This window comes from bacterium (assembly GCA_021372615.1).
Taxonomy (GTDB): Bacteria; Armatimonadota; Zipacnadia; order Zipacnadales; family UBA11051; genus JAJFUB01.
Window position 1 is genome coordinate 74192 of the sequence record JAJFUB010000041.1, and the last position, 14172, is coordinate 88363.

11 protein-coding genes are annotated in these 14172 nt (G+C 68.2%); 4 read left to right on the plus strand and 7 right to left on the minus strand.

The window, feature by feature from the left end:
* The first annotated feature begins 45 nt into the window (after positions 1-45).
* The 4 genes from LLH23_06935 (at position 46) to LLH23_06950 (ending at position 5693) form a co-directional block, all read left to right on the plus strand.
* Positions 46-639 (plus strand): prepilin-type N-terminal cleavage/methylation domain-containing protein, encoded by a 594-nt coding sequence (locus tag LLH23_06935; GenBank protein MCE5238211.1) that lies wholly within the window; start codon positions 46-48, stop codon positions 637-639.
* A gap of 149 nt (positions 640-788) precedes the next feature.
* Positions 789-2513 (plus strand): alpha-L-fucosidase, encoded by a 1725-nt coding sequence (locus LLH23_06940; protein MCE5238212.1) that lies wholly within the window; start codon positions 789-791, stop codon positions 2511-2513.
* 16 nt (positions 2514-2529) lie between these two features.
* Positions 2530-4002, plus strand: a complete 1473-nt coding sequence (locus tag LLH23_06945) for a restriction endonuclease (protein MCE5238213.1) — start codon at positions 2530-2532, stop codon at positions 4000-4002.
* An 80-nt stretch (positions 4003-4082) separates the two neighbouring features.
* Positions 4083-5693, plus strand: a complete 1611-nt coding sequence (locus tag LLH23_06950) for a family 10 glycosylhydrolase (GenBank protein ID MCE5238214.1) — start codon at positions 4083-4085, stop codon at positions 5691-5693.
* Between the two features lie 22 nt (positions 5694-5715).
* Here LLH23_06950 and LLH23_06955 read toward each other — a convergent pair whose 3' ends face one another.
* The 7 genes from LLH23_06955 to LLH23_06985 all read right to left on the minus strand — a co-directional run bounded on the left by LLH23_06955 (position 5716) and on the right by LLH23_06985 (position 14098).
* On the minus strand, positions 5716-6489 hold the full coding sequence (locus LLH23_06955; protein MCE5238215.1) for a diacylglycerol kinase: 774 nt from the start codon (positions 6487-6489) through the stop codon (positions 5716-5718).
* A complete protein-coding gene (ybeY, locus tag LLH23_06960) occupies positions 6467-6871 on the minus strand; it encodes an rRNA maturation RNase YbeY (protein MCE5238216.1) in 405 nt (134 codons plus the stop codon). Before ybeY ends, LLH23_06955 begins: the two co-directional genes overlap by 23 nt.
* A complete protein-coding gene (locus tag LLH23_06965; GenBank protein ID MCE5238217.1) occupies positions 6861-8948 on the minus strand; it encodes an HDIG domain-containing protein in 2088 nt (695 codons plus the stop codon). The genes ybeY and LLH23_06965 overlap by 11 nt, the downstream gene beginning before the upstream one ends.
* Positions 8949-9053: 105 nt before the next feature.
* On the minus strand, positions 9054-10064 hold the full coding sequence (locus LLH23_06970) for a PhoH family protein (protein ID MCE5238218.1): 1011 nt from the start codon (positions 10062-10064) through the stop codon (positions 9054-9056).
* A 130-nt stretch (positions 10065-10194) separates the two neighbouring features.
* Positions 10195-10755, minus strand: coding sequence for a cysteine hydrolase (locus LLH23_06975; protein MCE5238219.1), 561 nt, complete (start codon positions 10753-10755; stop codon positions 10195-10197).
* A gap of 117 nt (positions 10756-10872) precedes the next feature.
* Positions 10873-12036 (minus strand): thiolase family protein, encoded by a 1164-nt coding sequence (locus LLH23_06980; protein ID MCE5238220.1) that lies wholly within the window; start codon positions 12034-12036, stop codon positions 10873-10875.
* A 265-nt stretch (positions 12037-12301) separates the two neighbouring features.
* Positions 12302-14098: a hypothetical protein gene (locus LLH23_06985; protein ID MCE5238221.1), complete on the minus strand. Its 1797-nt coding sequence runs from the start codon at positions 14096-14098 to the stop codon at positions 12302-12304.
* Between the last annotated feature and the right edge of the window lie 74 nt (positions 14099-14172).

The window sequence follows — 14172 nt, forward strand, 5'->3', positions numbered from 1 at the left end:
GGTCTGACCTCGCAGGCGCACAACCACACCACGCGGGAGGCTGCAATGAGAGACAGAGGTTTCACGCTGATTGAGTTGTTGGTCGTCATCGCGATCATCGCCATCCTGGCGGCGATCCTCTTCCCCGTCTTCGCCAAAGCCCGGGAGAAGGCCCGTCAGACCTCGTGCCTGAGCAACCTGCGTCAACTGGGCAACGGGGTCATGATGTACATCCAGGACTACGACGAGAAGTTCCCCTGCCCGGTCGGCTACTGGCGCGACACCTACCCCACCAACTGGACCTGGTTCCAGGCCATCCAGCCGTATGCCAAGAATGACCAGGTCTTCCTGTGCCCCAGCGCCAATGCCACCACCATGAACGGGGGCTTTCCCACCAACTACGAGTTCAACCGCATGTGCGACATCCGCGCTTCCACGGGGCTGGCGCTGGCCCAGGTCGTGGCTCCCGCCGAGACGCTGATGATGTGGGATGGCACGTACATCTCGGACTACTACGGCGTGGCCCCCTACCGCTGGTACGGCTTGTGGACCGCCAACCGCCACAACAGCGGCGCCAACTATGGCTTCATGGATGGCCATGCCAAGTGGCTGTCGCAGAACGCGTGGTACTGGGCCGACCCGATCAACGCACCCTCGTAGCCGGCCGCCGGGCTGGTGACGTTTGCTTGAACCCCTCTGCCCCCGGGAAGAGGGGGCTGTCTTTGCGCGCAGGGAGGGAAGCCGACCGCCGGGTCGAATAGGCAACAACGCCGTACCCGACCAACAGTCTACGAGGGAGGCCGCATCCCATGCCCAAAGCCGCCAAGCCCCAGACGCGCGCCGAAGTCATCGAGTGGTTCAAGGACGTCAAGTTCGGTCTGTTCATCCACTGGGGCGTGTATGCCCTGCTCGGGAAGGGCGAGTGGATCCGCAACGTGGGGCACATCCCCGAAGAGGAGTACCAGAAGCTGCCCCCCAAGTTCAACCCGACCAAGTACGACCCGGAGGAGTGGGCCAAGCTGGCCAAGCTGGCGGGGGTGAAGTACGCGGTCTTCACGACCAAGCACCACGACGGCTTCTGCATGTGGGATACGAAGACCACCGACTACAAGGTGACCAACACGCCCTACGGCAAGGACGTGCTGGCGATGTACCACAAGGCCTTCGAGAAGCAAGGGATCCGCGCCGGGTACTACTTCTCGATCATGGACTGGCACCATCCGGACTACCTGCCCCGCCTGGAGTGGGAGAAGGAGAGCCGCCCCGAGGGCGACGCCAGCCTGCCCCGGTTCGTCAAGTACATGCAGGACCAGATCAAGGAGATCGTCTCCCGCGATCCGTTCGTGCTCTGGTACGACGGCGGGTGGATGAACGCCCCGGACGCCTACGCGGCCGCCGAGACGAACGCCATGGCCCGCAAGCTCAACCCGGACATCCTCATCAACGACCGGGCCTTCACCAAGGAAGACCTGACCACCCCCGAGCAGCGCATCCCGCCCACGGGCATGAAGGACGAGAACGGCAACCCGCTGCTATGGGAAGCCTGTATCACCATGACCGGCCACTGGTGGGGCTACGACAAGTATGAGAAGAACTACAAGACCTCCGAGTACCTGATCCGCATGCTCGTGGACATCGTGTCCAAGGGCGGCAACCTGCTGCTGAACATCGGCCCCAAGCCCGACGGCACGATCCAGAAGGAGTTCGTGGATCGCCTGCGCGCCATCGGCAAGTGGATGGACAGGTACTCCGAGGCCATCTACGGCACCACGGCGAGTCCGTTCAACCTCCTGCCCTTCTACGGCCGCGTCACCACCAAGGGCGACAAGCTGTACGTGCATGTCTTCGAGTGGCCGGCAGACCTGACGGTGCGGCTGCCGAACCTGGGCAATGTGGTCAAGAAGGCCTACCTGCTGGAGCAGGGCAAGCCCGCCCTGGAGGCTGTCCGCGACGGCGCAGACTGGCTCATCAAGCTGCCGAAGAAGGCCCCGGACAAGGTGGCCTCGGTGCTCGTGGTGCAACTCGACGGCGCGCCGCAGGTGGAGCCCGTCGTCGTCGGCCCGGACGCCAAGGGCGTCGTCAGCCTGCCGGCGCTGTACGGCCTGCTGGAAGGCCCGCACGGTCAGCGCATTCGCTACGAGAGCTGTGACGGGATCATCCACGCCGGCAACTGGATCCGCCCGCCCGACAGCATCGAGTGGGAGTTCACGCTCCCGAAGGCCGGTGTGTACAACGTGGTCCTCGACGCCGCCGCGGAGCAGGGCGGCAGCGAAGTGGAGCTGTTCGTCAACGGCAAGACGGCGGCCCGCATGGCGCCCAATGGCGTGCCGTTCAGCAGCGGCGACGGCAGCATCGTCGGCGCGGCGGCGCAGGTCATCAAGGTCTCGGGCACCGGCGGGGCCTTCAAGCACAAGACCGTGGGCAGCATCAAGCTGAAGAAGGGCCCCAACAAGATCAAGTTCGTGCTCAAGACCGTGAAGGGCGAGAAGGCCATGGACCTGCGGGGCGTGGCGCTCAAGCCGGTGAAGTCGTAGGAGAGGAGGCTATGGGATGCCATGGCAGAACGAGCTGTACTTCGGGGACAACCTTGCTGTCCTGCGGGAGTACATTGCGTCGGCCTCCGTGGACTTGGTGTATCTCGACCCGCCGTTCAACAGCCAGGCGAAGTACAACGTGCTCTTCGAGGAGCGGGACGGAACGGCGCCAGCCGCCCAGATCACGGCCTTTGAGGACTTCTGGCGCTGGGACATGGAAGCTGAGAGGACGTACCGCGAGTTGATGACCGCGGGGCCCGGCAAGCTGGCCGATCTCCTGGCGGCCCTGCGCGGTTTTCTGGGCCAGAACGACATGATGGCCTATCTCACGATGATGGCGGTCCGCCTCGTCGAGTTGCACCGTGTGCTGAAGCCCGAGGGCAGCATCTACCTGCACTGCGACCCGACGGCCAGTCACTACCTCAAGGCGCTGATGGACGCGGTCTTCGGCGGACGCAACTTCGTCAACGAGATCATCTGGCACTACCGCAAGTGGCCCACGGGCAAGTACAGCTTCCAGCGCAACCATGACGTGATCCTGTTCTACGCGCGGACAGCGACCCGGAACCGCACCTTCAACCAGCTCTACATGGACCGCGCTGCCTCAACCCTCAAACGGTTCGGGACGGCGAAGATCATGTCCGGGCACACCGAGGAAGGCCGGCGTGTCCCCTCCGAGATGGCCGAGGAGGAATCGCTGGGAGTGCGTCGTGACGATGTGTGGGACATCGGCCGCGTGCCGCCGATCAAGCAGCTATTCCCGACGCAGAAACCGGATGAACTGCTAGACCGCATCATCGAGGCCAGCAGCAATGAGGGTGATGTGGTGCTTGATCCCTTCTGCGGCTGCGGCACGACCATCTGCTCGGCGGAGCGTCTGCATCGGCGGTGGCAGGGCATTGACATCACACACCTGGCCATCGCCCTGATCAAGAACCGTCTGCAGGACACGTTCCGGCAGGAGCTGAGCCCCTATCGGGTCATCGGCGAGCCACGCGACCTGACGAGCGCGGACTTCCTGGCGACACAGAACCGCCATCAGTTCCAGTACTGGGCACTGAGCCTCGTCGGCGCGCGCCCGGCCGCCGAGGCCCGCAAGCGGGGAGCGGACCACGGCATAGATGGCGTCATCCGCTTCTTCGATGATGGCTCGGGGGCGGCCCGACGCGTCCTCCTGCAGGTCAAGAGCGGGCACGTCTCAGTGCGCGATGTACGCGAACTCAAGGGCGTCATGGAGCGCGAAGACGCGGAGATGGGCGCCCTGATCACACTGGAAGAGCCGACGGCCCCAATGCGTGCCGAGGCGGCGGCGGCAGGGTTCTACGAACCCCCGGCGCTCCTGCCGCCGGTCGCCCGCCTGCAACTGCTCACCATACGCGAACTGCTCGCCGGTCAGGAACTCGACTACCCGCGAGTAGCGCCGGCGACCTTCAAGCGTGCCGATCGGCAGCACAAGGCCCGCCGCAAGGCCACGCGCAACGAGGACTGAGCCGCACCAATGCGGAAGTTAGGGCGCGCACGGCAGTCGCCGTGCGCGCTCGTCGTTCTTGACCCCGGGAGGTGGGCAGGATGCGCTGTCTCACGACCTGCGCGGCCCTGCTGCTCGTGACGGCCGCCTTCGCCCAGAACCTCGCCCCCAACCCCGGGGCGGAAGGTGCGGACGGCAAGTTCCCGGGCTTTGCCAGGTACACCGGGGCCGGCGTGGCCACCGTGGCCTCGTCGGTGGCCGAGAAGCACTCCGGCCAGGGCTGCGCCTGCCTCGACGTGACCGGCTGGTACCACCGCCCCACGGAAAGCGACACCCCGGCCAACCACACGGTCAACGTGGCGCTGGTGCTGGCCGACAACGACGGCTTCACCGGCAAGGGGGCGCTGCCCGGGCAGGCGGGGGAACTGTACGCTGTCTCCTTCTGGTACAAGGGCGACCTGCCGGCGGCGACGGTGCGCGGGATGGCCTGGCCCGGCCCGGAAAGTCAGTCGGCTGACCGCGTGCAGATCCCCGGCTTGGCCGAGACGATCGTCCCCGGCCCGCAGTGGCGGCCCTTCGGCGCCACCTTCCGCCTGCCCGCCAACGCCCCCTACTTCGCGATCCAGATCAACGCCACGGGCCTGGAGAAGGACGGCTACCGGCTGGGCAAGGTGTTCGTGGATGATGTGCGGATCAGCGTCAAGTCGTGGCCCGATGGCGAGATGCGGGCGGTGTGGTGGTGGGGGCCGAAAGAGCGGGCGGATCGCGAGAGGTGCCTAGCGGAGTCCACGGCCATGCTCGACCGCCTGAAGGCCACCGGCTTCAACACGATCCTGCTGTCGGTCAACTCGCTGGTCCTGGCGGCGGTGGACCGCCCCGAGCTACGCGACAGGGCGCCCGGCGCGGACTGGGACTGGTACGGCGAGGTCGTGAAGCTCGCGACGGCCCGCGGCCTGCAGGTTCACGCCTGGTACGCGCCGTGGACGTACAAGCGCGCCTACAGCTCCGTGGAACAGATTGACCATCCCGACTGGAAGGCCGTGTACGCGGGGGGCCGCGCCGCCGAGGACGCCATCTGCTTCGTGCGGCCCGAGAGCCGCCAGTACCAGCTCGACCTGCTGCGGCGGGCGCTGGAGCGCTACCCCGACCTGGCGGGCCTGCACATCGAGGAGCCCGGGCATCCCACCTGTCACTGCGGGTACTGCGCGAAGCTGGCGCAGGAGTGGCTGGGGCTGGACATCGTGGCTGATCCGGCGGGGACGGAGGCCTCACTACGCAACCTGGCGGCCTTCATGAACGGCGACTTCTTCGCGCGCCTGCGGGGGATGGTCAACGCGATGCGGCCCGAGGTGTGGCTGTCGGCGAACGGCTCGGCCGGGGCCAACCCCGACTGGAGCATCGCGCGCGACTGGCCCACCTGGTCGCGCCGGGGCTACATTGACTTCTACATCCCGCAGATCTACACCGAGGACGTGGCGCGGTTCGGGCGGCTACTCGGCGACACGCAGGGGGTGCTGGGCGGCGGCACGATGGTGGCGGGGATGGCGGTCAGTTGGACCGGCATCTACCCGCGGCGTCAGGACCCGCAGAACATCGTGGCGGAGATCAAGGCCGCGCGACAGGCTGGAGCGAAGGGGTTCTGCGTCTTCCGCGCCGCGCTGTTCGAGGCGCCCCACTGGCAGGCGCTGGGGGAGGTCATACGCGAGAAGTAGGCAGGACCGGCCGAGGCCACCGCTAGCCGGCCGGCCACATGAACAGCACGAAGGCGGCGATGATGCCCAGCAGGCCGCCGATGAGTACTTCCAGGGGCGAGTGAATGCGCGCCTGGATGCGCGACTGCGACACCAGCAGCGCCAGAGCCAGCGCCAGCGCCGTGACCGCCAGATCGTGGGTCACGATGGCGATGGCGGTGGCGATGAGGAAGCCGAAGGCGGTGTGGCCGGAGATCATGCCGCCGCGCCACAGCGTCCCCCGCCGCGTCGCCCACTTCACGTACGTGATCGAGACGCTCAGCACCAGCAGACCGATGACGACCAGCTCAATGACTGACGCGGTCGGCCACACACGCTGGGCCGGCACGTTGCGGATGATCTGGGCCAGCCGGGGGTTGCTGGCGAAGACGAGGACACCCACGGTGACGGAGTAGACCGCGGCCAGCAGCACCGCGCCGGCCGCCACGTCCTTGGCCACCTTGGCGCGCGGGTCGTACCCGTCGGTGCTCAGGTTGATGGCGTATTCCACCGCGGTGTTGATCATCTCGGCGATCAGCACCAGCACCATCGCGGTGAGCAGTTCCAGCAGGTCGCCCTGAGGCACGCGCAGTCCCCAGGCGCCCAGCAACACCAGCGCCATGATCGCGAAGTGCACGCGCATGTGCCGCTGGGTGGCGAAGCAGAACGTCAGCCCCTCCCACGCGAAGCCGAAGCTGCGCAGGACGGACTTGCGGTCGGGCGTAACGGCCGGCCCAACGGCCGGCCGATCGTTGTCAGGAGTCTCCGAGGATTTCATGTTGCCGCTCGATCATGCGCTGCCGATCCGCCGGATCGGTGTCGTCCCAGCCACATACGTGCAAGACGCCATGCGCGACCAGAAAACGTAGCTCCTCGTGCAGGGAGTGCCCCCATTCGTCCGCCTGTCGCGCCGCTGTGTCCACCGAGACGATGACCTCGCCCTCCGCCTCTTCCGCCTCGAAGGCGATGACGTCGGTGGGGCCCTCGCGCCCCAGCAGGCGCCGGTTCAGCGCGCCGATTCGTTCATCATCTACCAGCGCCAGACTGAGGACATCTAGTTCCGCGCCCTCGGTGTCCAGCACCCGTCGCGCCGCCTCCACCAGAGCCTCGGTGTCCACCGCCTGCCCGCTCAGGTTGCGCACCTCGATCTCAGTCGGCAATCCGGACGCGCTCCGCTTCTTCGGGCTCCGACTCCGGCTCGGGCGCCGGCGCCGGAGTGGCGTGCCGCGGCGCCTCGGACGGGTACGCCAGGCGCTGGTGGAACATCCCGGCCAGGGTGTTGACGAAGCTCTCCTTGACGATGGTGATGTCCTTGAAGGTCAGGGGCGACTCGTCGAGCTGGCCGTCGGCGATGCGGGCCTCCACCAGGCGGTCTACGAGGGCCTCGATGCGGGGGCGCGTCGGCTCCTCCAGCGTGCGGGCCGCCGCCTCCACGGTGTCCGCCAGCATGATGATGGCGTTCTCCTTGGTCTGCGGCTTGGGCCCCGGGTAGCGATAGTCGCTCTCGCGCACCTGCTCGCCGTTGGTCGCCTCGGCCTGGGCGCGCTGGTACATGAACGACACGAGCGAGGTGCCGTGATGCTGCGCGATGACACTGCCGACGATCGGCGGCAGCCGCATCTCGGCGGCCAGCTCCTGCCCCTCTTTGACATGCGACATGAGGACCAGGGCGCTCAGGTGCGGCGACAGGCGCTCATGGGGGTTCTCGGCGCCGAACTGGTTCTCGACGAAGAAGTATGAGCGCTTGAGCTTGCCGATATCGTGGTACATGCACGCGGTGCGTGTCAGGATCGGGTCGGCGCCGACGGCGGCTGCCGCCGGTTCGGCGATGTTGGCGACCATCACTGACGACTGGTACGAGCCGGGCGCCTCGGTCAGCAGACGCTTGAGCAGCGGCTCATTGGGGTTCTGCAGCTCCAGCAGTCGCAGCGAGGTGGTGAGGCCCAGTGGGCGCTCGATGCCGCTGATGACCCCCGCCGCCACAATCGCCGCCAGGAAGCCGCCCACGCCGATGAACCCCAGCTCCTTGCCGCTGACCAGGAAGCCGAAGACGTAGGCGTTCAGCAGCGTCAGCAGCACGTTGGTGACGGCGGTGAGGATGGCCGCGCGGGCAATAGTGCTCGACCGGCTCTCGCGGGCCCGCACGTAGTGACTGGCCAGCAGCGCCGCCAGCGTCGCCGTCAGTAGCAGGTGCGCCTCGGAGATCGGCGAGGCCAGGGACACCAGGGAGCCCAGGAAGATCGCGCAGGCGCTCCCGGCGATCGGCCGGGCCGCCAGCGACAGGAAGATGCCCGCCGCGCTGACCACCGAGATCCCGAAGGCCTCGAACCACGTCATGCCGCGCGACAGGCCGAACAGCCCGGCCACGACGATGAGGGTGACGCAGATCACCAGGAAGAGCTGGTCATCGGCCCACACTTCGTTGGCGAAGCGGCGGATGAACAGCATGGTCGCGGCCATCAGCAACACCAGCACGCCCAGGAGGCTGAGGGCCTGCAGGATGTCCACCGAGGGCTGCATGAGCCCCAGCGCCGTGAACATCGCCATGTGCCGTTCGGTGACCTTCTCGTCCCGGGCGATCACAATGTCCCCGGGCTGCAACTGCCGCCGCACCTCCGCCACACTGCGCTCGGCCTCCGCGCGCTTGGCGGCCGTCGTCTCGGGGTTGTAGACCCAGTTGGGCTGGAGGGCGAGCTGCTCGATCTCGACCAGCAGGCGCTGGTAGCTCTGGCTCAGGCCGAGCGTCTTGGCCCGTTCGGCCAGAGCCGTTTGCGCCTTGCTCAGTTCCTCGCCGGTGCCGTGGATGGGCCGCTCCATGGCCTGGCGCACTTCGTCGGCCGCCAGCCCCTCCACCCGCTGCAGCGCGCGGGGGGTGGCCTCCAGCAGCAGCCCCCGCGAGGCGTCGGAGAGCTGAATGTCCAGGTGGTCACGCAGTGCCGTCATCCGGTCGGTGAGGTTGGGGTCGTTGCGCACGTCGCGGGTCTGCAGGAAGATGTCGTGGACTGTCTCGACCGCGCGCGCCGGGGCGTCGGCATCACGCGTGTACTGCATCGGCACTGCCGCCGCCGCCTCGTCGCGGAGTTGCTGCGTGGCCTGGTCGTCGGTGTACGCAGTGGCGCGGTTGGCCTTGATGGTGTGGGTGGCTGTGTCGCCGACCTGATAGCTCACCTGCTCGGGGCGCAGGCGCGCCATCAGCAGCAGGAATACCAGGAGCGTGGTCAGCACGGCCACGAGCATACGTCTTGCTCGCCGCTGCGTGACCGCCAGGTTGTGAGGCCGCCGATGGGGCCGGCCGCTGCGCGTTCGTGGCATGTTGTGTGAGTGCCGCCTGCCTGCCCGCCGTTACCGCGTCTGGCCGCTCGCCGCCTCATAGGCCTGGACGATGCGCTGCACCAGGTCATGGCGGACGATGTCGGCTTCGCCCAGGCGGCAGATCTCAATCTCCGGTATGTCGCTCAGGAGGCGCAGGCCGTGGCGTAGGCCCGATTCCTGCCCCTCCGGCAAGTCGCTCTGTGTCACGTCGCCGGTGACGATCATGCGCGAGCCCAGCCCCAGCCGCGTCAGGGCCATCTTCATCTGCGGTGGCGTCGTGTTCTGCGCCTCGTCGAGCACCAGGAAGGCGTCGTTAATGGTGCGCCCGCGCATGTAGGCCAGCGGCACGACCTCGATGGTCCCGCGCTGCCGGTGGCGCGCCAGCTTGTCGGCCCCGATGATGTCCTGCAGCGCGTCGTACAGCGGCCGCAGGTACGGGTCCACCTTCTCCAGGATGTCGCCGGGCAGGAAGCCCAGGCGTTCGCCGGCCTCGATAATGGGCCGCGTCAGGACGATGCGGCTGACCTGCTTGTCCCGCAGGGCCGCCAGCGCCAGCGCCATGGCCAGATAGGTCTTGCCCGTCCCGGCCGGCCCGACGCAGAACACCAGCGAACTGCGCCGCGCCGCCTGGATGAAGCGCCCCTGCCCGGGCGTCTTGGCCCGCACGGGCGCGCCGCGCTGGGTGATGATGATCGGCTCGGTCAGCAGCGCCGCCACATCTGCCCCGTCTTCGCGCTGCACGGCCCGCAGGGCATAGCGCACGTCCGCCGCGGCCAACTCCCGGCCCTGGCGCAGCAGGGCCAACATGCCCCGCAGCACCTGCTCTGCCGCCCGGGCCTGCCCGGCCTCGCCGCAGATGGCGATGACGCCGCTGCCGGGACGCAGAGTTGCGCCGGTGCTCTCCTGGATCATCCGCAGATACAGGTCCTGCTGCCCCAGCACCTCGCGCAGCTCGTCGCCGACGACCTCGACCTCGCAGCGGACCTCCGGTTGTGGCGCGTCAGACGCGACGATCTCGCCCGCCTCCAGACACACAGACACACGTGGGCCCGTGCTCTGGGCCCTGGGAATGGGAGAATCATACCGCGAGGGGGAGGGGAAGGCAAGGATGAAGTATGCGGGACGAGCCATGGACGAGGGACGGAGAGGGTGGGAGGGCGGGCCGCTCCCCCTACCCCTCCGCTTCCCCGGCCAGTTTCTCGCCCCATGCCTCGACCGTCATGACCTTCGCGAAGCGGCTGGCCTGCACGACCAGCGCCGCCCGGTGGAGTTCCTCCGCAGTGACGCTGCCCGCGTCGTTGCTGAAAGCGTGGGTGCCGGTGGCGTCGCTGAGGAACTCCACGGCGAAGCCGAGATGCACCGCCTGGCGGCTGGTGGTGTCACAGCACATCTGCGTCATCCAGCCGCAGATGACCACCGTGCCAATCCCCCGCTCCCGCAGCCATGCCTCGAGGTTCGTGCCCGTGAAACTTCCCGGCAGGCCCTTCTCGATGACGATATCGTGCGGACGGGACAGGACCTCATTGGGGATCTCCCAGCCCGGCGTCCCCTTGCAGAAGAGGGGCACGGGCGGGAGGAAGGTCTGCTGGATCAGCACGATGGGGACGCCGTGCTCATGGGCCACGTCCATCGCCCGCTGAATGCCCTCGAAGCTCCCGGCGGGATGAGTGATCTCGTGGAAGCCGGAGAAGTAGTCGTTCTGAACATCAATGACGAGCAGCGCACGGTTCATTGGGTCAAGGCAACTCCTGACGTTAGTGTGTGGTCGTCCTCACCGCCGGCGACGCGGGGCGTGGCCTCGCCCGGCCCTTCCCCGCTCCCCCATTCATCACTCAGCATTCATCGTTCATCACTGCCGCTCAATCGCCATCGCCATGCCCATGCCGCCGCCGATGCAGAGGGTGGCGAGGCCGAGCTTCAGGTCGCGCCGCTCCATCTCGTACAGCAGGGAGCACACGATGCGCGCGCCGGTGGCGCCGATGGGGTGGCCCAGGGCGATCCCGCTGCCGTTCACATTGACACGCTCCTCGTCCAGCCCGAGCTCGCGCACTACGGCCACGGCCTGCACGGCAAAGGCCTCGTTCAGCTCCACCAGCTCGAAGTCGCCGACGCTCAAGTCGAGCTTGTCGCAGAGCTTCTTGACCGCGTCAATGGGCCCCAGCCCCATGACCTCCGGCTCGATCCCGGCGCAGGCGCTGCCCAGGATGACCGCACGGGGCTGCCAGCCATGCTGTGCCGCGGCGGCCTCGGAGGCGACCAGGCAGGCCGCCGCGCCATCGTTGATCCCCGAGGCGTTCCCGGCGGTGATGCAGCCATCGGGCTTGAAGGCCGGCTTGAGGCCCGCCAGCGCTTCCATGGAGGTCTGGCGGGGGTGCTCATCAGTCGTGAGCGGCTCGTCCTTCTTGCGGGGGACAGGGATGATCTCATCCACGAACTTCCCGGCCGCGATGGCCGCCGCGGCCTTCTCCTGGCTGCGCAGCGCCCAGGCATCCATCTCCTGCCGGGTGATGCCCGTCCGCGCGGCGATCTCCTCGGCGGTCAGGCCCATGCCCATGCCGGTCACCGAGCAGGTCAGGCCATCCATGACCCCGTCAGTCATCTCGGCGTTGAAGAGCTTGTGCCCCCAGCGCATGTCCTTGACGTAGTAGGGCACGTTGCTCATGCTCTCGGCCCCGCCGGCGAGGTACACCTCGCCCTCCCCCAGCAGGATGCCCTGCCGCGCCATGTCGAGGGCCTTCATCCCCGAGGCGCACGCGATGTTGATGGTGCTGGCGCACACGGAGTGTGGCAGCCCCGCCCGCATGGCCGCCATGCGCCCCAGGTTCACGCCGGAGCCGCCCTGGAGGACCTGACCGAGGATGACCTCGGCCACGGCCTCGCCCAGAACGCTGTTGCGCTCGGTGAGAGCCTGCAGGACGATGGCGGCCAGATCGGCTGCAGAGTGCTGCATGAGACCTCCGCCGAAGCGGCCGATGGGGGTGCGCACGGCGTCAATGAGGCAGGCGCGGGGCATGATGGGCTCCCTGTCTGTCGGGGTTGGCGGGACGGGGAGGCATTTCGGCGAGGCGGCGGGGAGTCCTTCTCGGTGGGGCTGGCCGGCGCGAGGCGAGCTTGACGCCGGCAAACGGACGAGCCACCTGCAGCGCAGGTGGCTTGTCCGTAAGCGGAGTACGCCCTGGATGTGTCCGTCGGCGTCGCAGTCTTGAGGCGCTACCTACTGCGGCCTTGCACTATGTATAACCAACCTATACTTGGCCCAAACCTGCAGTCCAGGGGGCTCACCAGTTCACGCCATACAGCCGTCCGCCCGGCCGGACCTCCACGTGTAGCGCTTCGCCCTCCGCCGGCGCCGCCGTCTCATGCCCTCGCCAGCGCAGCGGCAGTCTCAGGCCGTCGCCCCGGGTCGGCAGGCAGTCATCCAGCCCGTGGCCCGGCCGCGCCTGGCCGTCAGGCCCGACGACTGCCGCGCGGATCGGGCCGGTCGCGTTGCAGGACAGCGTCAGTGGCCCGTCCGTCCGCGGCAGCGGGAGCGTCACGAAGCCCGGCTCCTCTCTGATCGCCTCAAAGTGCGCATAGCCGCCGCGGCGGAATGTCGCCAGCCCACAGGCGAGGCGCGTGAAGTAGACATCCAGGTACGGTTCGTGGCTCAGGTCACGCATCGCCCCGCCGTAATACAGCCACCACTCATCCCCCACTGCCACGGGCGCGGCGGCAATGAGCAGGTAGCCGGGGTCCCACTCCCCCCGACCGCCGCTGGACAGGAACAGCCCGGTCGGATCGGGGCGGCTGAAGTGGACGCCGTCGTGGCTGATGACCAGGGCGAACTGGTCGGCGTGGACGAACTGCGCCACCTGCAGCAGCCCCACATACAGCCCGCACTCCTGCCAGACGACCAGGTCATGGATGTGCGGCTCAGGCATCTGCAGCGGGTCAATGATCGGGTTCTCGGGGTAGCCCTCCCAGTGGACCAGGTCGGGACTGGTGAGCATCCCGGCGGTGCGGCGCTTGGCCGCCGGGCCGTAGCTGCCGTACCCACGCCACAGTCCGGCTGTCTCGTCGTAGAAGAGGCAGTCCTGCTCGAAGTACCACGGGCGGGAGAGCGGGTAGCGGCGCTGGGCGGGCCGGGTGTGCCAGTGGATCCCGTCAGCGGAGGTCTGCAGCAGCGCCCGTTCATCGCTGATCTGCCGCTCCTGCTCGGTCGTCACGTACGGCTCACCGGGGACGGGCGAGCGGTCGGTCTTCACGATGATCGGCAGCCGCCACAGGTGCGGCACAATGTTGCTGTCGCGGCTGCCGTCGTACTCGACCAGCCCCAGGCGTGGCTTGCGCCAGTGCAGCCCGTCCTCGCTCTCGGCGTACGCCACGCGCATGAGGTCCTGCCACACGGCGTATTGACGGTGCACGCGCTCCAGGCAACGCGGGTTGTTCGCGCACGTGTACCACATGCGGAACGCACCGCCGTCACGCAGCACGCAGCCCCGATTGAAGACCTTCAGGTCGTCATGGGCGCCGGGCCTGCCGGGCACGAGGAGGGGGTTGGCCGGGTGTTTCCGAGCGTGGTTCACCACCCACCGCACGCCGCGCAGGTCGCGGAAGCTCGCGAGGTCCACGGCCAGCGCGCCGCCATCTCTGACGGCCGGGCACGCGGCAGGCAGTGCGTGGCTGACGGGGGACAAGGCCGGGTCCTCGGCCTGCAGCGTCAGCCTCAGTCCCTCGGCGACGTCGGCGGCATACTCACGCAGGGGGGCGAGGTTCTCCTCAAAGGAGTTGTCGGCCAGCCACTGGATGTGAAACAGCCCGCGCGCCTCGTGCGCCGGGGCGAGGGTCTCGCCGAGCCAGCGCCAGGCGAACACCTGCCGCCGCTCGACGTTGAGCGCCAGCAGCCACGGCACGCCCTCGGGCCCTGCGAGCAGGCGCGGCTGTGCCCAGCGGCCATCCAGGCCGGTGTGGGCGGTGAGCGAGACCGTGCGGGGCTCCCCGTCGGTGGGAACGCAGCGCAGGAGGACATCGCCCGCCGGGGTGGTCTCAGCCTGCAACAGGCCGTCACGCGCAGTCAGTTCGGCCGCGAGGGCCATGGTGGCCACCTCCCTCTGGCGTCCGGTTCAGCGCCGGGCGGGCAGCTTCCTGCACGAGGGGAGCCCAGGGCGAC